A 25,972-nucleotide genomic window follows, 5' to 3' on the forward strand; every position below is an offset into this window, starting at 1 on the left:
GGCGCTACTCATCGCATTCGTCGTCATCGAACGCCGGTCGGAACGGCCGATGATGCCGCTGCGCGTCGTGGTCGACCGTGTGCGCGGTGCCGGGTACGCCATCGTGTTCCTCGCCGGAGCCGCGCTGCTGGCGTTCTACCTCTTCCTGACCTACTACCTGCAACTCGTCCGCGAGTACTCGCCACTGCTGACCGGACTGGCGTTCCTGCCCAGTGCTGCCGGCGTCTTCGTGGGCTCGTTGGCGGCCGGCCGGATCCTTGGCCGAAGTGGTCCGCGAGCCGTGTTGACCACCGGGTTGTTGATGGGCGCGGCCGGCATGGCCTACCTCGGCGTGCTCGACCCGGCCAGTGGTTTCTGGTCGGTGCTCTTCCCTGCACTGCTGGTGAGCGGCCTGGGCATCGGAGCCGCCCTCACCACGGTCACCAAGATCACGCTGGACGGCGTGCCGTCCGGCGACGCGGGTGTCGCCGGCGCGCTGACCAACGCGATGCGCCAGATCGGCGGAGCGGTTGGTGTGTCGGCTCTCAACGTGGTGGCGCTGTCCGTCACCGCGGCGAAAGGCGATTCTGGCGACGACGTGCTCACAGACGGCTATGTTGCGGCGTTTGTCGTAGGTGCCGGACTGCTCGCGCTTGCAGCGGTCATCGCCGTTGTCATGACCGGCTCACGACGTGCGCGCGGGTAGTCGGCTTCAACCTGGCTTCATTCGGAAAGCTGATGTGATCTTTGGACGCATCGGCGCATTCGCTGTAACGAGCTGGTCTTGCCGACCGAAGTTGCAGACGACGGTGTCCTACTAGGTCAAATAGTATTCACGACATCGTCGCCCTGGTCGGAAGTTCGAGAAGTGGAGCGTCATGTCGGCCCAGCAGCCCCGGTCGCGGCTCGTCGTGCGGCTCTTCGTCGTCTGCGTGCTCGTCGCTGCCACGTTCGTCACGACGAACGTGGCGACGGCACCGCCTGCCAGCGCGGCTCCGTGTGATGCTCCGGTGGTCAACAAGGTCGCGTGCGAGAACACCAAGCCCGGAACGCCGAACTGGCAGGCGCCCTACCGCGACGACACCATCCTGGGCTACACCACCGACATCAGCGTCACGCCGGGCGGCCAGGTCCAGTTCAAGATGCTGACCAGCGCGCCCGCGTACCGCCTCGACATCTTCCGGCTCGGTTGGTACGGGGGAGTGGGGGCGCGTCAAATCGGCACCGTCTCCCGCAACACGCCGCAGAACCAGCCGCCGTGCCTGCGGGACGCGCCGACCGCGCTCATCGACTGTGGTAACTGGGCCGTGTCGGTGACCTGGAACGTGCCGTCGGATGCCGTGTCTGGCATCTACTACGCCCGAGCGACACGGAACGACACCGGCGTGCAGAACGAGATCGTGTTCGTCGTCCGCGACGACACGTCGACGTCGAAGATCCTCTTCCAGACGTCGGACGCCACCTGGGTCGCGTACAACCGTTACGGCGGCAACAGTCTCTACTTCGGCGACGGCCCCGGCCAGGGCGGCAGCTCGTACAAGGTCAGCTACAACCGTCCGTACACCGGCGGCGACGGCGACGAGAATTTCATCTTCAACGCCGAGTATCCGATGCTCAGGTTCCTGGAGCGCAACGGCTACGACCTCAGCTACACGACCGATGTGGACTCCGCGCGGCGCGGGCACCTGATCAAGAACCACAAGGTCTTCATGGCCGTCGGCCACGACGAGTACTGGTCGAACGAGCAGCGGAACAACGTCATGGCGGCGCGAGACGCCGGCGTGCACATGGCGTTCCTGACCGGCAACGAGATCTTCTGGAAGACCCGCTGGGAGAAGAGCATCGACTCCTCGCAGACGGACTGGCGCACCCTGGCGTGCTTCAAGGAGACCAAGGGCACTCAGAACGACGGCTTGAACGACTGGACCGGCACGTGGCGCGACCCGCGCTACAGCCCGCCACAGGACGGTGGAAGGGCAGAGAACCAGTTGTTGGGCAGCTGGTTCACCGTCAACGGACGGCGCGACGACTCCCTTCAGGTGCCTGCGGCCTTCGGCAAGATGCGCTTGTGGCGCAACACGCCGCTGGCGAACATGCCCGCGGGTTCGACGTACACCTTCCAGCCGGGCACCTTGGGTTACGAGTGGAACACGGTGCCGGACAACGGCCATCAGCCTGCTGGCGTGGCGCAACTGTCCCGCACGACGGTGTTCGTCGATGGCTACTACGCGCTGAAGAACTGGGGCGACCAGTACGGCTCGAGCAACGAGACGCACGCGATCACCTACTACAAGGCAGCTTCTGGCGCGCTGGTGTTCGGTGCGGGCACGGTGCAATGGGCGTGGGGCGTGGATGACGAGCACGCGTTCCTCACGAACACGCCAACCTCCGACATCCGGATGAAGCAGGCGACCGTGAACTTCCTCGCCGACATGGGGGTGCAGCCCGCGACGCTGCAGGGCGACCTCGTCGCGGCGACGGCGAGCACCGACAAGACAGCCCCGGTCGTCTCGATCACCAACGTTCCCGCCCAATCCACGGTCGGGCAGCCCTACACCTTCTCCGGCACGGTCACCGACGCCGCCGGCCAGGTCGCCGGGGTCGAAGTCTCGACCGACGGAGGCAACCGATGGCATCCGGCTGTCTGGGAAGCCGGCAAGACCACCTGGACCTACACCCACACCCCGTCCGCCTCAGGACCGGCACAACTCCGTGTGCGCGCGGTGGACGACTCCGTCAACCTCTCGACCCCTGTGACCGCTTCGCCCGGTGTCGCCGCACGAACTTGTCCGTGTGGCATGTGGACGAACGCAGACATCCCGCAGGTGGTGGACCAGTCCGACGGTGGTGCGCTCGAACTCGGTGTGAAGTGGCGGGCCAACACCAACGGCTACGTCCGTGGTGTCCGTTTCTACAAGGGCGCCGGCAACACTGGTACGCACACCGGCACCCTGTGGTCTGCTACCGGTCAGCAGCTCGCCACCGGCACGTTCAGCGGTGAAACCGCATCCGGCTGGCAGACGCTCACCTTCCCGGTGCCAGTCGCGGTGACCGGCGGCACGACCTACGTCGTCTCCTACTTCTCGCCCAATGGCCGATACTCGGTCGACGCCGAGTACTTCAGCCGCCAGTCGCGGTACCTGGAACCGTTGACAGGCCTGCAAACCGGAGTCGACGGTGTCAACGGCGTGTTCCGCAGTGGCGCCGGATTCCCGGACCGCAGCTCGCAGGACAGCAACTACTGGGTCGACGTGCTGTGGGCGCCGGACCCCGGACCGGACACCCGCGCGCCGGAGCTGACCAGCACCAGTCCGCTGAACAGCGCGAGCAGCGTGAGCCTCACCCCGGCGGTGGGCGCAACCTACGACGAGGCTGTCGATCCGACGTCCGTGCAGTTCACCCTGACCGGTCCGGCCGGTGTCGTCACGGGCACCACTGCGGTGGCAGGCACCGGCAAGACGGTGACCTTCACACCGGGGCAGACGCTGACGGCCGCAACCACCTACACGGCAACGGTGCGAGTCAAGGACGCCGCCGGAAACCAGACCGCACAAACGACCTGGTCGTTCAAGACCGGCTCACCCCGTCCGGCGACCTGCCCGTGCACCGTGTGGGACGACTTCTCCACCCCGGCGATCGAGAACGCCGACGACAAGTCGGCCATCGAGCTCGGCACCAAGGTCAGGTTCAACGGCAAGGGCGAAGTCCTCGGCGTCCGTTTCTACAAGGGCGCCGGCAACACCGGCACGCACACCGGATCTCTGTGGTCGTCGACCGGTCTGCTGCTCGCCAGCGGAACCTTCAGCGGTGAGTCGCCATCCGGCTGGCAGACCCTGACGTTTGCCTCACCCGTCGTCGTCCAGGCGAACACGACCTACATCGTGTCGTACTACGCGCCCAACGGCGGCTATGCGGTCACCGGCGGCTACTTCAACGGCCAGACCGCGAGCTACGGCGGGATCCGTGCGCTCGCCAACGGCACGGACGGCTCCAACGGCCTGTTCCGCTATGGGGCCGGAGGAGGGTTCCCGACCTCCAGCTACAACGGCGCGAACTACTGGGTCGACGTCGTGTACCGCAGCGGTCTCAACGGTGACACGACACCGCCCACATTGGACACGCGTACGCCGGCCGCCGATGCCACCGGTATCGCGGTCAACGCGCCGCTCTCGATCCGGTTCAGCGAGGCCGTCGACCCAGCCAGCGCCCAGATCTGGCTGACCGATCCCGGCGGCGCGAAGCTGTACGGCACCGTTGCGCTTTCCGGCGACCAGCGGACCGTGACGTGGACGCCGACCGCGGCTCTGGCGCCGTCGACCAGATACACGGCGAGCGTGTTGATCGCCGATGCCAACGGCAACGCTATGGCGAACACCGCGACGTGGTCGTTCACCACGACCACGACACCTACGTGCCCGTGCTCGTTGTTCAGCGGTGCCACCGAACCCACGCTCACGTCGTCCGACGACACCGGCTCCTACGAGCTTGGCGTGCGGTTCAGCCCCACGCAGAGCGGTCAGATCAGCGGCGTCCGCTTCTACAAGGGCGCGAAGAACACCGGAACCCACACGGGCTCGCTGTGGTCGTCGACCGGGCAGCGGCTGGCGACCGGCACGTTCAGCGGCGAGTCGGCGAGCGGCTGGCAGACGCTGACGTTCGCCACACCCGTCACCGTGTCACCGGGGCTGACCTACACCGCCTCGTACACGACCACGACCGGTGGCTACTCGGTCGACGCCGGCTACTTCCAGGCCACCGGGGTCAACGCGCCACCGCTCACAGCGGCGAAGAACGGGGATGGTGCCCCCAACGGTGTCTTCCAGCCGGGCGGCGGGTTCCCGACGATGAGCTACCAGGGCAACAACTACTGGGTCGACATCGTCTACACGCCCAACAGCGACACCTCGGCGCCCACCTCGACCGGGCACACCCCGCTGACGGACGCCACCGGGGTCGGGCTCACCAGCGCGGTCACCGCGTCGTTCGACGAACGCATCGACCTGACCAACACGCAGTTCACCGTGGCCGATCCGCGTGGCGCGACGCTGACGGGCACGCTGAGCCGGTCCTCCGACCAGCAGACGGTGATCTGGACGCCGTCGGCACCGATGGCCGCGTCGACCCGGTACACGGCGAGCGTGCGTGTGGCGGACTTGAACGGCAATCTGTCGGCGCAGGCGGTGACGTGGTCCTTCACCACGACAGCGAGCCAGACGTGTCCGTGTTCGTTGTTCAGCTCGGCTACGGTGCCGACGACTGCAGCGGCGGACGACACCGGTGCCTACGAGCTCGGCGTCCGGTTCGTGCCCGCGGTGAACGGCACGATCACCGGCGTCAAGTTCTACAAGGGGCCGGGCAACACCGGGACCCACACCGGCTCGGTGTGGTCCGCGAGCGGAGAGCGCTTGGCCACCGGCACGTTCACCGGTGAGTCCGCGGGCGGCTGGCAGACCCTGACGTTCTCGTCGCCACTCGCGGTGACCGCTGGAACGACCTACATCGCCTCCTACACAACGACAACAGGTCGATATTCGGTGAACGCCGGCTACTTCGCCGGATACACGGTGACCAGCCCGCTGTTGTCGGCGCCCGCCACCGGGGAGGGTGCGGCCAACGGCGTGTACCAGGTCGGCTCCGGCTTCCCGACGTTGTCCTACGGCGGCAACCACTACTGGGTTGACGTGGTCTTCTCCAAGAGCTAGCAACCAAGGATGGCCGCGTGCGTTCGCGGTGATCAGTCATCCGGATGCGGGGAAGTCGACGCTAACCGAGGCGATCGCGTTGCACGCCAACGCGATCAGCCGGCCCGGTGCCATGCATGGCAAGCCGGGCAGGCGCGGTGATCGTGGCCTGACCAGCCGATCCGGAAGCCCGGTTTCGTGTGACGTCATCGTCCCTCGGAGAGCACCGCTTTGATCTCGGCCTTGCCGACCGACTTACTATCATAAATAGTAGATGTTGTGAGTGTGCGGACCAGACGTCGACTCGACGAGGACACCGTCGTTCTCCCCAGGGTGAGTGCGGCTCCGCCTGACGGCATCGGACGCCGTGCGGTGCGGGGTTTCGGCGAGCTTCTGATCACTATCGGGCTGGTGGTGCTCCTTTTCGTCGTGTACGAGGTGTACGTCACGGACCTGATGTCCATGCGCAAGCAGAACAACGCCGACGCCCAGCTGAACGCGCGATGGGATGCGGAAGCCAACACCGTGGCCGCCGATCCACAACGTCCGATCAGGACGGACCTCGTGCCGGGCGAGGCGTTCGCGAAGATGTACATCCCGGTGCTTGGCGAGGACTACCGGTTCGCCGTCGTCGAGGGCACCACTCCGGCTGACCTGGAAGTCGGACCTGGCCACTACCGGACGACGGCCGGACCGGGGGAGAAGGGCAACTTCGCGGTCGCGGGCCACCGGGTCGGCAAAGGGGCTCCGTTCAACGACCTCGACCTGCTCCAGTCCTGTGACGCCGTCGTGGTGGAGACGGAGTCGATGTGGTTCGTCTACCGCGTGCTGCCGATGACGAACGAGAAAGTGGGTTGGGCTCAGGGCAAGGGGCGCGACCCGCGATGCGCGGGCGTCCAGCCGCTCGAGCTGACTCACGGTGCTCCGTACGCGAACACGCCCGGACAGGAGATCGTCCTGCCCGAACAGGGAGAAGTGATCGATCCGGTGCCGAACTACCGCGGTGAGCTGCCCACGGACCAGATGGCGAGCCTGATGACGATGACGACCTGCCACCCGAAGTTCTCCGACCGGCAGCGGCTGATCGTGCACGCCGTGCTGACGCAGTCCTATCCGAGGAATCCAGGCTTCCTGCCTGGTGAGCTCACCGGCGGGTGAGGTGCAGGCAAGGGCAAACACGATGTTGACAGGTGCTCCGTAAGATGTCGGCCATGAACGGCACGGCCCGCACTACGCACGGGGCGCGAGGACACCTCTCGCGGCTGGCCGTCATTCTGGCCGTGCTCGCCGGGCTGGCCCTGGTGGTGGGTGTGCAGTGTGCCGACAGCATGTCGATGGCACACGACGGCCACGAGCTCACCGTTGAACGCCCCGTTGCGGCCGGGATGCTCGTTGCTCTGGACGCTTCCGGTGACAGCGACACGGGTGGCGCGCTCGTCGCCTGCCTGATGCTCATCGTGGCCGTCATCGCCATCGCCGCTGGGCTGAGACTGCCCGGTTTGCGCAGTTCAGCGGCAATATTGCGGCCTGTCCGTGCGGCGCTGGCTGCGGTTGTCCTGCCGCGAGCGCCAAGTCTCGCGAGTCTCTGTCTGTTGCGGATTTAGGAGAGGTCTGCCCGCATCCCGGTTCGACGCCGAGGTGACGGGCAACGACGTGCCGCTTGCGGCCTTTCCCATCCCATCTGGAGGAGCTTTCGTGAATCTTGCTGCTGTTCTGGTCACCGGCTTGTTCGCCGGTGGTGTGTCCTGCGCCGCGGTGCAGGGCGGCCTGCTCACCGGACTGATCACCCGCCAGCGCGCGGCGACGCCCGAACCGGTGGCTCCACCCCGTCGTGGGAAGAACAGGCAGGCCGCCGTGGTCGCCGAGCGGCGGAACTGGCGCACCCAGCTGGGGGACGACCTGGCCCCGGTCGGTGGCTTCCTGGCGGGCAAGCTGGTCTCGCACACGCTGCTCGGCGCGCTGCTGGGCGCACTCGGCAGCGTGGTGGAGCTGTCGGTCGGGCTTCGTACGTGGCTGCAGATCGGCGCCGGTCTGCTCATCATCGTGTTCGGGCTGGCACAGCTCGGAGTTCCGGGCTTCCGCGGCATCGTCGTCGAACCGCCGGTGTCCTGGATGAAGATCGTGCGCAGCCGCGCCCGTTCGCAGGCCGCGCTGGCGCCGGCCCTGCTCGGCTTCGCCACGGTGCTGATCCCGTGCGGTGTCACACTTTCCGTGGAGGCACTGGCACTCGCGTCCGGGTCCGCGTTGTCCGGGGCGGCGACGATGGCCGTGTTCGTGCTCGGCACCGGTCCGCTGTTCGCGATCCTCGGCTATGCCGCGCGCAAGGCGGCTACCGCCTGGAAGGGCAGGCTCGCCGTCGTGACCGGCCTGGTGGTGCTGGCCATGGGCCTGTACACGCTCAACGGCGGCCTTGAACTGGCCGGATCACCATTGGCGGCCAGCAAGATCGTGCGATCCGTCGGATCCGCCGACACTCCGGCCGACACCGCCACCGTGTCCGAAGTGGAGGGACAGCAGACGGTGGTGATCACCGCGCGCAGCGGCTCCTACAGCCCCGACAACGTTCAGGTCCGTTCCGGTGTACCGACGACGCTCGTCGTCAGGTCGGAGAACGCGCAGGGCTGCGTGCGGTCCTTCGTCATCCGCGACGAGCAGAAGATCCTGCCGGTGAGGGGCGACACCCGCATCGATCTGGGCGTCCTGCAGCCGGGACGGCTGGACTACGCCTGCGGGATGGGCATGTACACCGGCGTCATCACCATCGTCTGAAAGAGGATCCACTGTGGCCACCACGACCCACGTCTTCCGAGTCGAGGGCATCAGGCCTCGCCGATGCCCTAGCGGTGTCCAGCGCCGGGCGGTTCGGGAGAGACCGCCCGGCGCGACCTGTCATCCCTCGAGCCGGCGGATGACGTTGATGGGGCCGATCGAGTCGATGTCGGCGATCTTCACAGGAACCCCCTCGGTCGAGGCGTGCACCGCGCGGACGCTGTCCACCGCCATCGCGACGTGGTGCTGGTCCGCGTAGTAGATGATCAGGTCGCCCGCCTTGACCTCGTTGCGCGACACCGTGCGGCCGACTCCGGCCTGACCGTAGGTGGTACGCGGGATCGACACGCCGGCCGTGCGGTAGGAGGCCTGCATCAGGCTGGAGCAGTCCCACGCGTCGGGCCCGTTGGCGCCGAAGACGTACCGGTCGCCACGCTGCGCGAGCGCGTACTCCAGCGCCTTGCCCGCGGTGCCGGCCGGGACGGCGATCTTCGACATGTCGCCGCTGCTGCCGAGTACGCCGCGGTCCGCCGCATTGAGCTGGTTGTACTGCTGACGGGCGAGCGTGACCTGACTGTCCAACTCGGCCTTGCGCTGGGTGATGTCCGCGACGGCCTTGTTCGCGCCGTCAGTCGCCTCCTGAGCCCGGCGCTGGGCGTCGTCCGCCTGGGCGACCGCGTCCGTCAGCCTGCCGAGCGCCTCCGCGTTGTCGGCGGCGACGATGCCGAGTGCGGACATCCGGTTGAGGAAGTCCTGCTGCGAGTCGCTGACCAGCATTGCCGAGAGCTGGTTGAACCTGGCGCCCTTGAACGTCGACTCGGTGATCACGTCGACCTGCCCGCGCAGCGCCTCCTCGGCCTGCTTCGCGGTACCGAGATCCGCCTTGGCCTTCTCCAGGTCGCCCTGCCTGGCCTCGAGGTCCTCCTGCGCGCGCAGATGGTCCTCGTTGAGCTTCTCGGCCTGTTTGGCCAGGTCGTTGTACTTCTTGAGCGCTTCCGAGGCGTTCGGCGGCAATGCCGGATCCGCAGAGGCGGGAGCCAGGCTCGCTGCCGCGACCACGGCCGCAGCCGCTACCGCTCCACGGACCGTGCGCCTTGAGAGGGGCGACACCACGTTGCGTGTTCCTTCTTCTTCATCGCGGAGGTCGTCGCCCTCTGTGGTGCGGCGACCCCAGTTGGAGACCCGAACGGACTACTACGGGCCTGAAGGTCGCGGACAGGTTACGGAACGTGGATCGATTCGTCCACTAGCGGGCTTAGTACTGTTCTTGATCGTATGTTTTCGAGGTCAGCCGACGGTGATCGTCGTCTCCATGCCGTTGGCACGGTGGTTGCCGACCGAGCACCACAGCTCGTACTCGCCAGGCTGGAGCGTGACGGTCACGCGGCTTTCCTGGCCGCCCGGCAGGATCTCGGTCCTGGCCGAGTCGACGCCGGGCCCCTTGATCAGCAGGTCGTGCGGGGCGTTGCCCTCGTTGCGCGCCGTGAACGTGTAGGCGCCGGGTGTGAGCGTGGTTTGCGGGAGAGTGATGCGGTACTCGGTCTCTGTCACCGTGATCTCGGAGCCTGCCGGTGACGGCGGTCCTGAGGTCGCGGGAGGTGGTGTGGACGGCGTGGTCGGTGCGCTGGTCTGTTCCGCGGTGTTCTGGCCCGAACAGGCGGAGAGCGTCATCCCGGCCGCCACCGCCACAACGCACGTCGACCACTTCATCTCGTCCACCTCCCGCTCGGCGGGCGTTCAGCCCAGGGCGTTGATCAGTTCTCGGCAAGCTTCTTCACAACGGCGGCACGCCTCCGCGCACACGCGGCAGTGCTCGTGCATGCCCGCGTGCTCCGCGCATGCATCGCCGCACGCCTTACAGGCGGCGGCACAGGCCTCGAGGGTGGCGCGGGTCAGGTTCGCGTCGTAGCCCGTGTGCCGGGACAGCACGCGCCCGGTCGTGTCGCAGATGTCCGCGCAGTCGAGGTTCGTCCGCACACACTTGACCAGCTCGGCGACGTTCTCCTCGCTCAGACAGGCGTCGGCACACTCCTCCTTCACTGACGGTCAACGGCATCCGAGTACCCCGGCGGGGCGCATCTGACTCGCAGTGCAACTACTTCAGATAGTAGATCTCACAGCGGTGGCCAGCCGAGCCGGGCGTAGACGCCGAGCATGTCGCTCATCAACCGCGTCCAGTCTCCGGTCATCACCGCGATGCCCATGACGACGAGCAGGGCGCCGCCGGCGATCTCGATGCGCCGGGAGTGCCGGTGCAGCCAGCCGAGCCGGTCGTCGCCCCGGCCGAACCCGAGGGCCAGCAGGAGGAACGGCAGGCCGAGGCCGGCCGAGTAGGCGAGCAACATCACCGCGCCGCGTGACACGGTGGCCGTCGTGGCGGCCGTGGTGAGGATCGAGGCCAGCACCGGCCCGACGCACGGCGTCCAGCCGAAGGCGAAAGCGGCGCCCAGCGGGAACGCACCGGCCGGTCCGCGGCCGATGTGGGTCAGGTCGAACCGCGCCTGGCGTGCCAGCAGAGGGATCCGCACGAGACCGGTGACGGTCAGTCCCATGAGGACGATCACCGCCCCACCCGCGATGTTGATGACTCGAAGGTTCTGTGCCAGTGCCAGTCCGAGTGCCGAGGCGGTCGTGCCGAGTGCGACGAACACCGTGGAGAATCCGAGCACGAACAGCAGTGCCGCACGTACCGTGCGAGCGCGCGACCTCGTCTTCTCGTCGTGGGAAAGTCCGGAGATGTAGGAGAGGTAGCCCGGCAGCAACGGCAGCGTGCACGGTGAGGTGAACGAGACCATGCCGGCCACAAGCGCCAGCGACGTCAGCGCGAAGAGCTCCAACGTGACCTCCTCCCGGATGCGGGCCGTCCCTGCCGAGCGGCTAACCTACGATGCATCTTAGTAGATACGTCCCCGATGGCAGGTCCGCTTCCGTGCACTCTCCGCTTTCCCCGCAGGCCGAACTCGCAGGCGTCCACGTCGACGTGCAGCGAACTGCCGTGCTGCGCGGGCTCGACCTCGTCGTGGCCGCCGGCGAGGTGCTCGGCCTGATCGGCGCGAACGGATCGGGCAAGACCACGCTGCTGAAGGTACTGGCGACCCTGGTCACGCCGGTGGAGGGCACCGTCCGGGTACGTGGTCCCGTCGTGCTGCTGGGCCATTCCCCCGCGCTCTACCCGCAGCTCACCCTGAGGGAGAACCTGCGGTTCGTCGCGGGGCTGGCCGGTCGGGACGACGCGGTGGCGGACGCCGCGCTGGCGACCGTCGGGCTCGCCGCGGCGGCGGATCGGCGGGCGGACCGCTGCTCGCACGGCATGCGGCGGCGAGCGGATCTCGCGAGGGTGTTCGTCACCGAGCCGTCCTTGCTGCTGCTGGACGAGGTGCACACCGGGCTCGACGTCGCGTCCGCAGGCCTGGTGGACCATGTGCTGGACGTCGTGCGGCACCGAGACGGAGCGTCCGTGGTGGTCTCCCACGACCGTGACCAGGTCACTCGCTCGACAGATCGCGTGGTCGAACTCGTGGCGGGGCGGGTCGGTCCGGCGGTGATCGTATGACGGCGGGGCGTCAGCTCGTTCAGATCGTCCGCAAGGATCTTCGCATCGAGGCACGGTCGGGCGAGGCACTGCTGGTCACCACGCCGTTCGGTGCGGTGGCACTGCTGTTCGTGCCGCTCGCTGTCGGCACCGACACCCCGTTGCTGAGGGAGATCGGCCCAGGCCTGTACTGGGTGGTGGTCCTGTTGTTCGGCCTGCTCGTCACGCTGCGGCACAGCGCCGTGGAGACGCCCGCCCAGATCGCCTTGCTGCGTCTGTCCGGAGTGCACCCCGTCGTGCGGCTCGCCGGTCGTGCGGTGGCGAGTGCCTTGCTGCTGCTCGCCTTCGAGTTGCTGCTCCTTCCCGTGACGATCGTGCTGTACGACCCCGCGCCGCACGGGTGGCCGTGGCTGCTCGTGGTGCTGCCGCTCGTCGCGGCGGGACTCGGCCTGCTCGGGACCCTCGCCGGCGCGCTGGCTCAGGGGCTCGACGGCCGCACCGTCCTGGGGCCGGTTCTGGTGCTGCCACTGGCGGTTCCGTTGCTGCTCGGAGCAACACAGGCACCACAAGTCGCGCCGTGGCCGTGGTTGCTGCTCATGCTCACCGTTGACCTGATCGCCGTCCTCGCCCTGTTGCTGGGCGCACCACACCTCGAGGAGGTGGCATGACACTGCTGGGTCGCAGGTTGCCGATCATCGCGGCCGTGCTGCTCGCCGTCGGACTCGCCGCCGGCCTGATGGCGCCACCCGACCGCATCCAGGGAAACCTCCAGCGGCTGATGTACGTCCACGTGCCTGCCGCCTGGCTGGCCTATCTCGGCTTCGCGATCACGTTCGGCGCGAGCGTCGCGTGGTGGTGGCGGCGAAAGCCCGGTCACGACCGGCTGGCCTCGGCCGCGGCCGAGGTCGGCGTGTTCTTCACCGGTCTCGCGATCGTGCTCGGGTCGGTGTGGGGCAAGCCGGTGTGGGGTGTGTGGTGGACCTGGGATCCGCGCCTGGTCACCACCGCGTTGATGTTCTTCGTCTATCTCGGCTATCTGGCGTTGCGCCGGGCGACGCTCGATCCACAGGTGCGTGCCCGCCGCGCGGCCGTGTTCGGGGTGGTGGCGTTCGTCCAGGTGCCGATCGTGCACATGTCGGTGCTCTGGTGGAGGTCGCTGCACCAGCCGCCCACTGTTCTCCGGCCGGGCGATCCCACCATCGACCACAGCATGCTGGCCGCGTTGCTGGTGAACCTGCTGGCGTTCACGGTCGTCTTCGCGGTGTTCCTGCGGGCGCGGATGCGCCTGGCCGCGGCACACGACGAGGCGGACGCCACCCCCGGTCCGCTGGCGGGTGACGCTGTCAGCGCACCTCGTCTGGAAGGAGTCTCCCGCGATGGGTGAGTGGTCCTGGGTCGTGCTGGGCTTCGTGATCGCCTACGGGGCGCTCGCGGTGTACGCGATCAGTCTGGTGCGCCGCTCGTGAAACGCTACCGGCTTCTGGTCCTCTCGGTCGCGGGCATCGTGCTGGTGCTCGTGGGCCTGCTCGTCTTCGGCAACCTCAACAGCAACCTGGTCTACTTCCTGACCCCACAGGAGGCGATCGGACGCAGGGCGGACTTCCCGGACGGGCAGCGTTTCCAGCTCGGCGGGCTCGTCCGCGAGGGCAGCGTCGACCGATCCGAGGGCGGGCTTCGGTTCGTCGTGAGCTCGGCCCTGGACGCGACCAGCCCGTCGGTGATCGTGGAGCACACCGGCGCGCCCGCCCAGCTCTTCCAAGCGGGCATCGGTGTCGTCATCGAAGGAACCTGGCAGGACGACCGGTTCGTGTCCGACACGATGATCGTCAAGCATGACGAGAACTACCGTCCACCCGCGACGGAAGGTGCGGCATCGTGAACACCGTCCTGCCTGCCGCGGGCTGGAGCGGCGCGATGCTCGGTCTCGCTGCCTCGATCGTCCTGGCGTTGCTGGGTTTCCGCGCCCAGCGCAACCCCGGCCGCGTACGTCACGCTCGTCTGCGGGTGACCGCGTGGTGCATGCTCGGCGGCGGCGTGCTGTCGATGAGCGCCCTCGTCGGAGCCCTGCTCACGGACAACTTCGCGATGTCCTATGTGGCCGAGGTGCATTCCCGGTCGACGCCGTTGTTCTTCACCATCACCAGCGCGTGGGCGTCGTTGGGTGGCAGCCTGGTGCTGTGGGCGCTCGTGCTGGCCGGCTACACCGCCGTCGTGGCACGGCAGGTGCGCTCGGTCGAGGACCGGCTGGGCACCGGAGCGTTGGGTGTGATGGGCGTGGTCGGGACCTTCTTCTTCGGTCTCGTCACCACGGTGGCCAACCCGTTCACCATCATGGCCAATCCACCTGCCGATGGGCCGGGTGCGAACCCGTTGCTGCGCGACCACATCATGGTCGCGTTCCACCCGCCGATGCTCTACCTCGGCTTCGTCGGGTTCACCGTGCCGTTCGCCTTCGCGATGTCGGCGTTGCTGCTGAGGCAGGGAGGCGTCGACTGGTTGCGCCGCAGCCGCCGCGCGAACCTCGTCGCGTGGAGCTTCCTCACCGGCGGGCTGGTGCTCGGCGCGTGGTGGTCGTACGAGGTGCTCGGTTGGGGCGGCTACTGGGCGTGGGACCCGGTGGAGAACGCCGCGCTGATCCCGTGGCTGGTAGCCACCGCGTTCCTGCACTCGGCCGTGGTGCAGGTGAAGCGCGGGATGCTGCAGTCGTGGAACTTCGTGCTGGTGCTGGCGACGTTCGCGCTGACGATCCTCGGCACCTTCCTGACCCGCTCGTCCGTCGTCGTGTCCGTGCACAGCTTCTCGCAGTCCGCGGTCGGCCCTGCGCTGCTCGGGTTCTTCGTGCTCGTGCTCGGTGGCGGGTTCACGCTCTTCGCCCTGCGCGGCGAGCGGATGGCGTCGCAGTCGCGTCCGGAACGCCTCGCCAGCCGTGAAGGCGTCTTCCTGGTCAACAACCTGCTGCTGACCGTGTTCGCCTTCGTCGTGCTCACCGGCACCGTCTATCCCGTGCTGGTGGAAGCGGTGACCGGGGCACAGGTGTCGGTGGGCAGGCCGTTCTTCGACCGGATGGCCGTGCCCCTGTCGCTCGGACTGTTGCTGGCGATGGGAATCGGTCCGTTCACGCCCTATCGGCACGCCACGCTCGGCGTGATGTGGACGCGGCTGCGCGTCCCGCTGCTCACGGCGAGTTCCGCCGCCGCGGCGATGGTGCTCGCGGGTGTGCGCGATCCCGGCGTCGTCCTGGTGATGTTCCTGGTGTCGGCAAGTGCCGCGGCGACGGTCCGGCAGCTGGTCGTCACGGTGCCGCAGCCACGCCCGGCAGCGGTGTGGCGGCTGCTGCGATCCCAGCGGGCCTACTGGGGTGGCCAGCTCGCGCACCTAGGCGTCGCCGTGGTGGCACTGGCGATCGTCTCCTCCAGCGCCTTCGCGCAGCGCGCCACGGTGACCCTCGATCGAGGAGCGTCGGCCGAGTTCGCCGGGTATTCCGTGACGTTCGAGAAGACCGAGCGCCACGAGCTCTCCGACCGGACCAGCACCGACGCCCACATCGTGCTCAGGCAGGGAGACCGGGTGGTCCGCGTCGCCGAGCCGCGGCTCAACGCCTTCGCCGGACGGCCGCAGGCGGTGGGACAGCCGTCGGTCTGGCCCGGCGCCGCGCAGGACGTCTACGTGGCGCTCGGTGCGCTGGAGGACGACCGGGTGGTGCTCAACCTGTACCGGTACCCGCTGATGTCGTGGCTGTGGGCCGGTGGCGCACTCGTCGCCGCAGGAGGGTTCTGGGCGGTCAGCGGACGGCCGCGCCGCAAGACGGAGGAGGCTGCGCCGGAGGTGGTCTCCCGTGCGTAGGTTGCCGCTCCGGTGGGGAAACGGGCTGCTGCTCGTCGTGCTGCTCGCCGTCACGGTGATCGGAGTGCTCGTCGGAGGAGAGCGTGAGACCGATCGCGCCTATGAGCTGGAACAGCGGCTGCGATGCCCGGTATGCAAGAGCGTGTCGATCGCGGACTCGCCGTCGGACACCGCGCAGGCGATGCGGCAGGTAGTGCGCGACCAGATCGCTGCGGGCCGTACCGACGACCAGGTCATCGACCACTTCCGGGCCCGCTACGGCGGCTGGGTGCTGCTGGACCCGCCGATGTCCGGCAGCACGCTCGCGCTCTGGATCGTGTCTCTCGCCGCGGTCGCCTCGGGCACTACGTGGTTCGTGCTCCGCTGGACGCGGCGGCCGGAGCGGCGGGAACCGTCCACTGAGGACCGGGAGATGGTCGCCGCCGCGGTGGAGAAGCTCCGGATGCGCGACCCGATCGAGGAACAGCCGTGACCGAGGACGTGGAACGCATCGAAGGGCGGCGCGACCAGGCGTTGCGCGACATCGTCGACCTGGAGCGACAGGTCGACGACGGCGAGATCCCGCCTGCGGCGGCACAGCGGCTCCGTGACGAGTATGAGGCGGTCGCCGCCGCGGCCATCCGGCAGCTCGAATCGCCTTCAAGCCGGCAGCCCAGGGCGGAGAGGCGGCGAGGCCCGGTGATCGCCTACGTGGTCGCCGCATTGGGCGCGTTCTTCGCCGTCGTGGTGCTGCTGCCGGGTCAGCTCGGCGATCGGCCCGCCGGTGGCGCGGTGAGCGGCAACGAGGTGCTCCAGCAGCCGTCACGGGAGCTGTCCGCGGTGACCGACGAGGAGATGGAACAGGTGATCTCGGCGAACCCCGGCGTGGCGGGCATGCGGCTTGCGCTGGTGCGCAGGTACGTCGGCGCGGGTGCCTACGAGAAGGCCGTGGCACACCTGGAGATCCTGCTTCAGCAGCAGACGATCGACCAGGACCGTGCGAGCGCGATGTCCGTTGTGGACGATGTGTTGCGGCGCGACGTGATACCCGCTGCCGTGCGTGACCGGTTCACTGCACTCAAGGAAGCGCGATGAGCGACACGACGTCCGGGTGGCGCAAGGTCCGGTGGGCCGCTCTGGCCGTGGTCGTCGTCACAGTGGCCGTGGGTGCCGTCCTCGGCAGTCGCCTGGGGAAGGACCCTGCACTGGTCGACTCGCCACTGATCGGGCAGCCGGTGCCCGCGGTTGCGGCGCCGAACCTGGAAGGCGGCGGCTCGACGTCGCTCGCCGAGCTGCGCGGCAACGTCGTCGTGGTGAACTTCTGGGCTTCGTGGTGCGTGCCGTGCCGCGAGGAGCATCCCGTCCTGGTGGCCGCCGCCGAGGCGTACCGGGACTCCGGAGTGGTCTTCGTCGGCGTGAACTACCAGGACAAACCGGCTGCCGCGACGGCGTTCCTCGACGAGCTCGGTCGAGGGCCCGCCGGTGCCTACCGGTACGTGCGCGACGCCGGATCCGCCCTCGCACTGGAGTTCGGCGTGTTCGGGGTACCCGAGACGTTCCTGGTCGACCGCGACGGCACGATCGCCGCGAAGATCACCGGTCCGACCGACGCCGCCCTGCTGAAGACCGCCCTCGACGCGATGCTGGACGGCCGCAGGCCCGACTCACGCACCGAGGGCTCCGTACAACCCGCTCCGGGAGGGTGAGATGAGGTGGGCGATTCTCGTCGTCGTGCTGGCGGTGGCCACCGCCGTGGCGCTGTGGCCCCGCGACGACACGACCGACGTCCAGCCGAGCCGTTCGGCTCCGGCTCAGGACGACGCGGCGCTGGCCGAGCTGCGGCAGCGGGCCGCACTCGAACCCTGCCCACAGGCAGGCTCCGGATCACCCACCGGTCCGCTCGCCGGTCTCACGGTGCAGTGCCTGGGAGCTCCCGGCACCGTGGAGCTGGGTGGTGCGCTGGCCGGGCGGACCGTGCTGCTCAACCTGTGGGCGTCCTGGTGCCAGCCGTGCAGGGAGGAGATGCCGGTGTTGCAGGAGTACTCCCGGCAAGCCGGCGCCGTCCCGGTCGTCGGCGTCAACGTCCAGGACGTGCCGTCCGAGGCGCTCGGCGCGGTCGTCGCGCTCGGCGTCCGGTACCCGAGCGTCGTGGACGCCGGCGAAGCCGTCCAGAAGGCGCTGGCCGTCCCGCGCGTGCTGCCCGTCTCCTACGTCGTCCGGCCGGACGGAACGGTGCGGCAGGTCACCGCCCCGCTGGTGTTCCGCACCCCGGATCAGGTCCGGGCGGCGGTCGAGGAGTTCGGTGCCGCCGGCTCCCCCTGATCGCGCCTGCGGGTGACCAGCAGGAAGGCCAGCGCGGCGACGAGGAGGATGACCGACGTCCACACGTTGAGCCGCAGACCGAGGATCTCGTTCGCCCGGTCGACCCGCATCATCTCGATCCAGCCTCGCCCGGCCGTGTACAGCACGACGTAGAGGGCGAACAGCCGCCCGTTCCGCAGCGCGAACCGCTTACCGGCCCAGAGCAGCACCAGCGCGGCACCGAGGTTCCACAGCGACTCGTAGAGGAACGTCGGGTGGTACAGCCCGATGTCCGGCGTGGCGGCCGGACGGTGGGCGGGGTCGATCTCCAACGCCCACGGCAGCGTGGTCGGCCCGCCGTAGAGCTCCTGGTTGAAGTAGTTGCCCCAACGTCCGATCGCCTGTGCCAGCACCAGTCCCGGCGCGACCGCGTCGGCGAAGTCGACGAGCCGGACGCCCCTGCGCCGGCACCCGATCCACGCGCCGACGGCTCCCAGTGCGACCGCGCCCCAGATGCCGAGACCACCCTCCCAGAGGTACAACGCGCGGATCGGCTCGCGACCGGGCGCGAAGTAGAGCTCGGGACTCGTCGCGACGTGGTAGAGGCGGCCGCCGAGGATGCCGAACGGCACCGCCCACGTCGCGATGTCGGCCACGACGTCCGGATCACCACCCGCCGCCCGCACCCGGCGGCGCGTGAGCAGGACCGCGACGATGATGCCCGCGATGATGCACAGCGCGTAGGCCCGGAGCGGTACCGGGCCCAGGTACCACACGGACGTCGCCGGACTGGGCAGTGCGGCCAGGTTCATGAGCTCTCCCGAGGTTGTCTACTATGTCAAATAGTAGACAACCCGGAGCAGCTGGAGTGCGTCAGGATGACGGTCACCGCCAAACCGATTCCCGTGCCGTTCGCCCGCGGGCCCAGGCCGGTCAAGGGCTCCTTCCTGCTGCGGATGTTCCGCACCACCGACCACAAGCAGATCGGTGTTCTCTACCTGGTCACCTCGTTCGCCTTCTTCATGGCGGGCGGCGTGATGGCGTTGCTGATCCGGTCCGAGCTGGCGAAGCCGGGCATGCAGTTCCTGTCCAACGAGCAGTACAACCAGCTGTTCACCATGCACGGCACGATCATGCTGCTGCTCTACGCGACGCCGATCCTGTTCGGCTTCGCGAACTTCGTGCTGCCGCTGCAGATCGGGTCACCCGATGTGGCCTTCCCGCGGTTGAACGCCCTCTCGTACTGGCTGTACCTGTTCGGGGGCATCATCGTCGTGTCCGGCTTCATCACCCCCGGTGGTGCGGCCGACTTCGGCTGGTTCGCGTACACCCCGCTGTCGAACGCCATCCACTCGCCCGGCGCCGGTGCCGACCTGTGGATCTCCGGTCTGCTGATCAGCGGCCTCGGCACGATCCTGGGGGCGGTGAACATGATCACCACGGTGGTCTGCCTGCGCGCGCCCGGCATGACGATGTTCCGCATGCCGATCTTCACCTGGAACATCCTGGTGACGAGCGTGCTGATCCTGATCGCGTTCCCGATCCTCACCGCCGCGTTGTTCGGGCTGCTGGCGGACCGTCACCTCGGTGCCCACGTGTTCGACCCCGCCAACGGCGGCGTGATCCTGTGGCAGCACCTCTTCTGGTTCTTCGGCCACCCCGAGGTCTACATCGTCGCGCTGCCGTTCTTCGGCATCGTGTCGGAGATCTTCCCGGTGTTCAGCCGCAAGCCGATCTTCGGCTACAAAGGACTGATCTTCGCGACGCTGGGCATCGCGGCGCTGTCCGTCGCCGTATGGGCGCACCACATGTACGCGACCGGCGCCGTGCTGCTGCCGTTCTTCGCGTTCATGACGTTCCTCATCGCGGTCCCGACGGGCATCAAGTTCTTCAACTGGATCGGCACGATGTGGAAGGGACAGCTCACCTTCGAGTCGCCGATGCTGTTCTCCGTCGGGTTCCTGGTGACCTTCCTCTTCGGCGGGCTCTCCGGCGTGCTGCTGGCCTCGCCGCCCATCGACTTCAACCTCTCCGACACGTACTTCGTCGTGGCGCACTTCCACTACGTGTTGTTCGGCACGATCGTGTTCGCCACCTACGCGGGCATCTACTTCTGGTTCCCGAAGATCACCGGCCGGATGCTCGACGAGAAGCTCGCGAAGGTCCACTTCTGGACCACGTTCATCGGCTTCCACGCGACCTTCCTGGTCCAGCACTGGCTGGGGAACCAGGGCATGCCGCGCCGGTACGCGGACTACCTGGCGTCGGACGGCTTCACGACGCTGAACGTGATCTCCACGATCGGCGCGTACGTTCTGGGCGCGTCCACGCTGCCGTTCCTCTGGAACGTCATCAAGTCGTACCGGTACGGCGAGGTCGTGACGGTGGACGACCCGTGGGGCTTCGGCAACTCGCTGGAGTGGGCGACGTCCTGCCCGCCGCCGCGGCACAACTTCACCGAGCTGCCCAAGATCCGTTCGGAGCGCCCGGCGTTCGAGCTGCACTACCCGCACATGATCGAACGAATCAGGCTGGAGGCGCACGTCGGCGGTGGTGCCCGGCACGACGGCCCTGCGGCACCGTCGGAGAAGCTGGCCGAGGCGGTCGATCCGGCAGACGGCCGCAGCGGTGGCTGACGTCGCGGGTAGCATCCCGGCGACCTTGCGACCTGGAGAGTGTGTTGACCGACCCGAAGCTGACGGTATGTCGCGGTTGCTGCTGCGGTACGGCGGAGAAACACCCCGCTTTCGACCACGAACGCCAGCTTCGTGCGTTCCGTGAGGCCGTCGGGGACGTCCGCGTCGCCAACTGCCTCGACTCGTGCGACTACTCCAACGTGGTGGTCGTGCGTCCCACGCCGGCGGCACGCGCGCAGGGGGCCCGCCCTGTCTGGTTCGGTGGAGTGCTCACCGAAGAGGCGACCCAGGACGTCCTCGCGTGGGTCGCCGCGGGTGGGCCCTGGGCAGGCGGAGATGTCGGACCGGCTCGCAGATCGGGTGATCGACCGGAAGCCGCTGCCGGCGGTCGACGACGCCGACCAGTAGTGCTTTGTCAGATCGCCGAGAACCCGCAACGTCAGTTTCCGACGGTTCGTTGGCGTGCGACGAGTTGGTTGTAGAAAACCGCCGACGCAAGCGTTTGCCGATCACGCCAGCTACTAACATCTGCTCTGGTCACACGCGCGGAAGCGCGATCTTCATGATCGAACAGCCAATGTTGCCCGGTGGCGTCCTGGACGCCTTGGGTATCTCTCCCGCGCCCTTTCCCGCTCAATCTACTGTCTGAGATAGTAGATTGAGCGGGTGTGGATCGACGGCGAAACGGACACGAGCCGGTCGCGACCGTGGCGACGGCACACGAGACCGCATGCGGTGCTCGGGCTTCTCCCGGTCAGCTGCTGGGTGGTGAGCCTGGTTCTGGACTTCGCGTCCCGCTCGGCCGTTGACCCGGTGCCAGATGTTCGAGCGGCCACCTCGCTGATCGGGTGGGGGCTGTTGGCCGCGGGTGTCGCCGCCGTGGCTGGGTTTCTCGACTCGCTGCCGATTCCCGCACGCACCAAGGCGTTCCGCCTGGCCCTGGTCCACTTCGGACTGATGACCGCAGCCTCCATCACCTTCCTCACGAGCTATGTGCTGAGGAAGGCCGAGCCTCTGGAGCAGCCCGTCGGCGTGCAGGCGCTCGCGGTGTCGTTGATCGGCGCGGTGTTCCTCCTGGCGGGAGTGGTCAGCGGAGCGCTGCTGGCTCATCGGCGCGTCTGAGCCGGCGACCCACGACCGCCGCGCCCAGTCCGGCTACCACGAGCAGTACAGCGAACAGCTCGACCCACGGTGAGAGCCACACCGACGTGGTCGTGCGCAGGTTCACCCGCTCGACCAGGACCTGCTGCGTCCACGGTTCCGTCATGGCCGCGATCGACCCGTCCGGGCGCACCACCGCACTGATACCGGTCGTGGAAGCGACCACCGCGGGCCGGTTGTGCTCCACCGCGCGAACGCGGGCCATGTCGAGCTGTTGCAGCGTCTCGCCGCGTTGACCGTCCAACATGTACGTCGCGTTGTTGGTCTGTACGACCAGCAACGCCGCACCGGCCTCGACCGACGAACGCACGAGACCGTCGTACGCGACCTCGTAGCAGATGACATCCCCGATCCGCGTGCCACCCGCGTCCAGTGTGCCGTCACCGCTGCCGGGGCTGAAATCACGCGGGATGTACTGCAGCTGCTGCACCCAGCGGAACAGCGACCTGCCGGGCACGTACTCGCCGAACGGCACGAGCTGGCGCTTTGCGTACTCCGCCACCGCACCGCGATCGGGCAACCACAGCTGCCCCACGTTGAACATGCGTCCGTCCTGGCGCACGATCGCGCCGATCAGCACCGGCCGGTCGATGGCCTGCACGGCCGAGCGAATCGTCTCGGCGATGACGGGGTTGCCCCGAGGGTCGGTGTCGGTCGAGTTCTCCGGCCACACGACGAGGTCTGGCGCCGGGACCCGGCCTGCGCGCACGTCCTCGGCGAGCCTCAGGGTCGCCTCGGCGTGGTTCTGCGTGACCTGGCGCACGCGCACCTGCTCGGCGAGGGTCCGGCCGCGCGGCACGTTGCCCTGCACGACCGCGATGGTGAGGTCGCGGTCCGACGAGGGCGGGGCAGGAAGTAAGCCTCCCCCCATCCACACCAGGCCCGTGCCCAGCACGGCGACCAGTGCGGTCCGGCGGCGTGGACCGGTCAGCAGCGTCCAGGCGAGTGCTGATCCGGTCAGTGCGGCGAGCAGGCTCAGCAGGGGCACGCCGCCGACGCTCGCCCACTGCAGCGAGGGGGCGTCAGTCTGGCTGAACCCGAGCCTGCCCCACGGGAAACCTCCGAGCGGGAACCGGCCGCGCAGCGCCTCGATGGCAACCCAGCTCGCGGCGACCGCCACCGGCCACCACCGCAGCCGCAGCAAAGCGCGGATCACTACCCCGTGCACGCCGATGAAAAGCGCCTGCACGACCGTCAGCCCGATCCAGGGCAGCAGGCCCAGGTTGCTCAGCCACCACAACAGGGGGCCGAAGAACGTCAGTCCGAACAGGGTGCCGAGTGCGAAGGCCGCCCGCGGCCTGCGGCCGGAAACGGCCAGCACCAGCAACGCCGGTCCCAGTGCGGCGAGTGGCCACAACCCGGCAGGCGGAAATGCCAGTGCGAGCGCTCCGCCTCCTGCTGCGGCGAGTGCGGGGCTCCGCCATGATCGTCGGACTGCGGTTCTGGTCAACACCGATGGCCACCTCGTTTCTACTATGGATCTTAGTAGAAGATGGTCGCTTGGTGTGGAATAGGCCGAATGGGTGAACGGACGTACTATCGGAAGTAGTAATTCCGGCCTCGGTAGGTCTACTACCTTCTTTAGTAGGTACGACGCGGGCTGGCGGCGGGGTTAGGTTCCTGCCGCCGCCCGCAACCTCACGGGCGCATCCCTGCACCATGAGGAGTCCCTGCTATGCGCAGATGGCTGCTTTCCGTTGCCGCACTGGTTGCCGTCACCATGGTCACGACCGCGATCCCGGCCGGTGCGAGCAACAGCTGGAACAACTACCACTGGAACCGTGCAACGTCCTCGACGGTGCTGAGGCTGGCGATTCTCGACAGCGTCACGTCCACGTGGGACGCGAGCCTCAGCCAGGCCAATGCCGACTGGAACCGCTCGCCGGTCTTCGAGAACACCGTCACCGCAAGCGACACGAGCACCACGACGCGGCGGAGTTGTCCCGCCTCGACCGGCCGGGTCAGGGCGTGCAACTACACCTACGGCCAGACCGGGTGGCGAGGGCTCGCCCAGATCAACCTGGCCGGCGGGCACATCGCCTGGGGTACCACGAAGGTCAACGACTCGTACTCGTGGACCAGCGCCGCGCGGCGGCACGTGATGTGCCAGGAGATCGGGCACGACTACGGCCTCGACCACCAGTTCACCAACGCCGGTTCCTGCATGGACTACGCGGGAATCGACGACCCGGCCTACGTGTCGCCCAACACGCACGACTACAACCAGCTCGTCTCGATGTACAACCATGGTCACGGAACGGCGGCCGCGGCTTCCGGTCCGTCCACGACGGCGATCGTGACCGGCGACACCGTGACGTCCGTGCTCTGGACGGACTGATCCTCCATCCGATGCCGGTCGGCGGCGGACCCGCATCCTCCACCGACCGGCATCACCCAGCTCAGAGGTGATCATGGCTATGCGCATCGTCATGCCCGTTGTCGTGTGCGCCTTGGTGGTCGGCGCCTGTGGATCGCCTCAACCAGGTAGCCCGCAGACTCCCACCGCCGCAACGACTTCCGCGACCGTGCCGTCGCACTCTCCGAAAGCAGAGGAAGGGCCGGTCGGCACCCTCGACGTCGTTGTCGAGGAACCGGCTGAGCGAGCAAACTCGGCGGTGCGGTTCCTGCGAGTGGAAAACGCGGACGGCAAGTCGGTTGTGGAGCGGTCGTTCCGCACTGTCCCGGCGGAACTGTCCGAATACCTGCCCAAGGGGCGCTACCGGGTCGTCTCGTGGATTCGCGACTGCGGTGGCGACTGCCGGAGCAAGGAGGACAAGGACTTGGACGCTCCGACGCGAATCTGCGGTATCCGCGTCGACGTCCGCGAGGAAGCCGTCGCGGCGGTTACCGTCGACGCGCCCGCGGAGTCCGACTGCGCGATGACTGGCGGGGGTTGACCGACGTCGTCCTAACGAGCCAGGAAGTCGGCGATGCGGTTTGTCCAGGTCTGCACATCGGCGACGGTGGTCGACACGTGCAGCGTCGAGTCGGGCAGCAGTTCGTGGAGTTGTCGCGCGGTCGAGACGGGATGCAGCGGGTCGGTGTCCCAGGTGAGGATCAGCGCGGGATGCGGCAGGGTCGCGATCTCGTACTGGGCGGGGAGGTCCGACTCGCCGATGCCGCGCAGGATCGGGGCGAGCAGGTCGTCCGGGATGTCGGGGGGCAGGTCGAAGGCCGGGTAGTCGGCGAAGATCGGCAGAGGTTCCCGCCGCGCCCACTCCTGCCGCCAGTGCGCGGCGCCGCGTGACTCGATGGCCTCGGCGTTGTCGGTGTACCACTGCCGCGTCTGGTTCGGGCCCACCTCCCACGCCACCGGCGGGATGATCAGCACGAGGCGGCGGAAGCGCTCGGGCGCGGTGATGGCGGCGCGCAACGCGACGTCGCAGCCCAGCGAGGAGCCCATGAAGTCGATCGGCTCGTCGGGGTCCAGCTCGTCCAGCAGGGCGAGCAGGTCGAGGGTGAAGTTCTCGAAGCGGTAGTCGTCGGCGATCGGGCGGCCCGTCGAGTGGCCGTGGCCGCGCTGGTCGTAGGTCAGCAGCCGGTGACCGGCCGCGAGGGCGTCGAAGTCGAGGAGGTGAAGCCGCCGCACGGCCGCGCGGCTGAGGAAGACGCCGTGGGCATACCCGAGAAGTGGCCCGGATCCCGTGAGCTCGTACGCGATCGTCGCGCCTGCCCTGGTGACGTGGCTGTCCTGCATCACTGCCCCCTCAGCGTGGAGGTGGGCCGGCTCGCTGACGTGCGAGCCGGCCCACCGGGTCAGACGGTCTGCTTGTTCGCGCTGCGCGAAGGCCCAGAACAGGTTGCCCTTGATCGTGCCGAGCGTGCGGCGCGCCAGCCGGATGGCGTCGACCGCGGCCCGCAGATCGCCGCGCACGAGGGTGATGTCGCTGGCCTCGATGGCGACGTCCGTGCCGGTGCCCATCGCCAGGCCCAGATCGGCCTGGGCCAGTGCCGCGGCGTCGTTGACGCCGTCGCCGACCATCGCGACCACGCGGCCCTCGGACTGCAGGCGCTTGACCACGTCGACCTTGTCCTTGGGCAGCACCTCGGCGATGACCTCGTCGATCCCGACCTCGGCGGCCACGGCCCTG

At 68.3% G+C, this 25,972-nt stretch carries 25 protein-coding genes and 1 pseudogene; 19 read left to right on the forward strand and 7 right to left on the reverse strand.

The window, feature by feature from the left end; genetic code table 11:
• The 6 genes and pseudogenes from IG04_RS0141225 to IG04_RS0141245 form a co-directional block, all read left to right on the forward strand.
• Positions 1-685 (forward strand): MFS transporter (locus IG04_RS0141225; protein ID WP_036016996.1); only part of this gene is annotated, 685 nt, incomplete at its 5' end.
• Positions 686-857: 172 nt separating this feature from the next.
• Positions 858-5,681 (forward strand): DUF4082 domain-containing protein, encoded by a 4,824-nt coding sequence (locus IG04_RS0141230; RefSeq protein WP_030482191.1) that lies wholly within the window; start codon positions 858-860, stop codon positions 5,679-5,681.
• Positions 5,656-5,820 (forward strand): annotated as a pseudogene (locus IG04_RS48525) (GTP-binding protein); the annotation flags it as partial. The gene IG04_RS0141230 and the pseudogene IG04_RS48525, both read left to right, overlap by 26 nt.
• 212 nt (positions 5,821-6,032) lie before the next feature.
• Entirely contained in the window at positions 6,033-6,818 is a 786-nt protein-coding gene (locus IG04_RS0141235) for a class E sortase (RefSeq protein ID WP_420864963.1), read from the forward strand.
• 53 nt (positions 6,819-6,871) lie between these two features.
• Positions 6,872-7,264, forward strand: coding sequence for a hypothetical protein (locus IG04_RS0141240; protein ID WP_144065801.1), 393 nt, complete (start codon positions 6,872-6,874; stop codon positions 7,262-7,264).
• A 91-nt stretch (positions 7,265-7,355) separates the two neighbouring features.
• Entirely contained in the window at positions 7,356-8,429 is a 1,074-nt protein-coding gene (locus IG04_RS0141245; protein WP_030482194.1) for a sulfite exporter TauE/SafE family protein, read from the forward strand.
• A gap of 120 nt (positions 8,430-8,549) precedes the next feature.
• Here the strand turns inward: IG04_RS0141245 and IG04_RS0141250 are convergent, their stop codons facing one another.
• The 4 genes from IG04_RS0141250 to IG04_RS0141265 all read right to left on the reverse strand — a co-directional run bounded on the left by IG04_RS0141250 (position 8,550) and on the right by IG04_RS0141265 (position 11,266).
• Positions 8,550-9,488, reverse strand: a complete 939-nt coding sequence (locus IG04_RS0141250; protein WP_245816758.1) for a C40 family peptidase — start codon at positions 9,486-9,488, stop codon at positions 8,550-8,552.
• Between the two features lie 228 nt (positions 9,489-9,716).
• Entirely contained in the window at positions 9,717-10,139 is a 423-nt protein-coding gene (locus tag IG04_RS0141255; protein WP_144065800.1) for a plastocyanin/azurin family copper-binding protein, read from the reverse strand.
• A 27-nt stretch (positions 10,140-10,166) separates the two neighbouring features.
• On the reverse strand, positions 10,167-10,469 hold the full coding sequence (locus tag IG04_RS0141260; protein ID WP_084402278.1) for a four-helix bundle copper-binding protein: 303 nt from the start codon (positions 10,467-10,469) through the stop codon (positions 10,167-10,169).
• 74 nt (positions 10,470-10,543) lie between these two features.
• Positions 10,544-11,266 carry a cytochrome c biogenesis CcdA family protein gene (locus tag IG04_RS0141265; protein ID WP_030482198.1) on the reverse strand — a complete coding sequence of 241 codons (723 nt, stop codon included), beginning with the start codon at positions 11,264-11,266 and terminating at the stop codon, positions 10,544-10,546.
• Between the two features lie 92 nt (positions 11,267-11,358).
• On the opposite strand from IG04_RS0141265, the gene IG04_RS0141270 reads away from it, so the two are divergent.
• The 9 genes from IG04_RS0141270 (at position 11,359) to IG04_RS0141315 (ending at position 18,105) form a co-directional block, all read left to right on the forward strand.
• Positions 11,359-11,982: an ABC transporter ATP-binding protein gene (locus IG04_RS0141270; RefSeq protein ID WP_036016998.1), complete on the forward strand. Its 624-nt coding sequence runs from the start codon at positions 11,359-11,361 to the stop codon at positions 11,980-11,982.
• Positions 11,979-12,629: a heme exporter protein CcmB gene (locus tag IG04_RS0141275; protein WP_030482200.1), complete on the forward strand. Its 651-nt coding sequence runs from the start codon at positions 11,979-11,981 to the stop codon at positions 12,627-12,629. The genes IG04_RS0141270 and IG04_RS0141275 overlap by 4 nt, the downstream gene beginning before the upstream one ends.
• Positions 12,626-13,345 (forward strand): cytochrome c biogenesis protein CcsA, encoded by a 720-nt coding sequence (gene ccsA, locus IG04_RS0141280; RefSeq protein WP_030482201.1) that lies wholly within the window; start codon positions 12,626-12,628, stop codon positions 13,343-13,345. The genes IG04_RS0141275 and ccsA overlap by 4 nt, the downstream gene beginning before the upstream one ends.
• A 78-nt stretch (positions 13,346-13,423) precedes the next feature.
• The gene (locus IG04_RS0141290; protein ID WP_030482202.1) at positions 13,424-13,840 is read left to right on the forward strand and encodes a cytochrome c maturation protein CcmE; all 417 of its coding nucleotides are present in this window, start codon (positions 13,424-13,426) and stop codon (positions 13,838-13,840) included.
• A complete protein-coding gene (locus tag IG04_RS0141295) occupies positions 13,837-15,804 on the forward strand; it encodes a heme lyase CcmF/NrfE family subunit (RefSeq protein WP_030482203.1) in 1,968 nt (655 codons plus the stop codon). The genes IG04_RS0141290 and IG04_RS0141295 overlap by 4 nt, the downstream gene beginning before the upstream one ends.
• Entirely contained in the window at positions 15,797-16,276 is a 480-nt protein-coding gene (locus tag IG04_RS43480) for a cytochrome c-type biogenesis protein (RefSeq protein ID WP_051771971.1), read from the forward strand. The genes IG04_RS0141295 and IG04_RS43480 overlap by 8 nt, the downstream gene beginning before the upstream one ends.
• Positions 16,273-16,878, forward strand: coding sequence for a hypothetical protein (locus IG04_RS0141305; RefSeq protein WP_051771974.1), 606 nt, complete (start codon positions 16,273-16,275; stop codon positions 16,876-16,878). Before IG04_RS43480 ends, IG04_RS0141305 begins: the two co-directional genes overlap by 4 nt.
• Positions 16,875-17,489, forward strand: coding sequence for a TlpA family protein disulfide reductase (locus tag IG04_RS0141310; protein WP_030482206.1), 615 nt, complete (start codon positions 16,875-16,877; stop codon positions 17,487-17,489). Before IG04_RS0141305 ends, IG04_RS0141310 begins: the two co-directional genes overlap by 4 nt.
• A 1-nt stretch (position 17,490) precedes the next feature.
• Positions 17,491-18,105: a TlpA family protein disulfide reductase gene (locus IG04_RS0141315; protein ID WP_030482207.1), complete on the forward strand. Its 615-nt coding sequence runs from the start codon at positions 17,491-17,493 to the stop codon at positions 18,103-18,105.
• Here the strand turns inward: IG04_RS0141315 and lgt are convergent.
• Positions 18,057-18,896, reverse strand: coding sequence for a prolipoprotein diacylglyceryl transferase (lgt, locus tag IG04_RS0141320; RefSeq protein ID WP_030482208.1), 840 nt, complete (start codon positions 18,894-18,896; stop codon positions 18,057-18,059). The two genes, IG04_RS0141315 and lgt, sit on opposite strands and share 49 nt — an antisense overlap.
• A gap of 66 nt (positions 18,897-18,962) precedes the next feature.
• Between lgt and ctaD the strand changes: the two genes are divergently transcribed.
• Both ctaD and IG04_RS0141335 read left to right on the forward strand, forming a co-directional pair.
• Positions 18,963-20,720: an aa3-type cytochrome oxidase subunit I gene (gene ctaD / locus IG04_RS0141325; protein WP_030482209.1), complete on the forward strand. Its 1,758-nt coding sequence runs from the start codon at positions 18,963-18,965 to the stop codon at positions 20,718-20,720.
• Positions 20,721-21,488: 768 nt separating this feature from the next.
• Positions 21,489-21,842 carry a DUF2231 domain-containing protein gene (locus IG04_RS0141335; protein ID WP_159460541.1) on the forward strand — a complete coding sequence of 118 codons (354 nt, stop codon included), beginning with the start codon at positions 21,489-21,491 and terminating at the stop codon, positions 21,840-21,842.
• Here the strand turns inward: IG04_RS0141335 and lnt are convergent.
• Positions 21,808-23,334, reverse strand: a complete 1,527-nt coding sequence (gene lnt, locus IG04_RS0141340; RefSeq protein ID WP_159460540.1) for an apolipoprotein N-acyltransferase — start codon at positions 23,332-23,334, stop codon at positions 21,808-21,810. The genes IG04_RS0141335 and lnt overlap by 35 nt on opposite strands.
• 222 nt (positions 23,335-23,556) lie before the next feature.
• Here lnt and IG04_RS0141345 point away from each other — a divergent pair, with 222 nt between their 5' ends.
• Positions 23,557-24,219 carry a hypothetical protein gene (locus tag IG04_RS0141345; RefSeq protein WP_051771983.1) on the forward strand — a complete coding sequence of 221 codons (663 nt, stop codon included), beginning with the start codon at positions 23,557-23,559 and terminating at the stop codon, positions 24,217-24,219.
• 79 nt (positions 24,220-24,298) lie between these two features.
• Positions 24,299-24,778, forward strand: a complete 480-nt coding sequence (locus tag IG04_RS0141350; RefSeq protein WP_169746042.1) for a hypothetical protein — start codon at positions 24,299-24,301, stop codon at positions 24,776-24,778.
• Positions 24,779-24,789: 11 nt separating this feature from the next.
• On the opposite strand, the gene IG04_RS0141355 is transcribed toward IG04_RS0141350, so the two are convergent.
• Positions 24,790-25,972: alpha/beta fold hydrolase (locus IG04_RS0141355; RefSeq protein ID WP_211257921.1), on the reverse strand; the 1,183-nt coding region annotated here is incomplete at its 5' end.

Source organism: Lentzea albidocapillata (genome assembly GCF_000719115.1).
Lineage (GTDB): Bacteria > Actinomycetota > Actinomycetes > Mycobacteriales > Pseudonocardiaceae > Lentzea > Lentzea albidocapillata.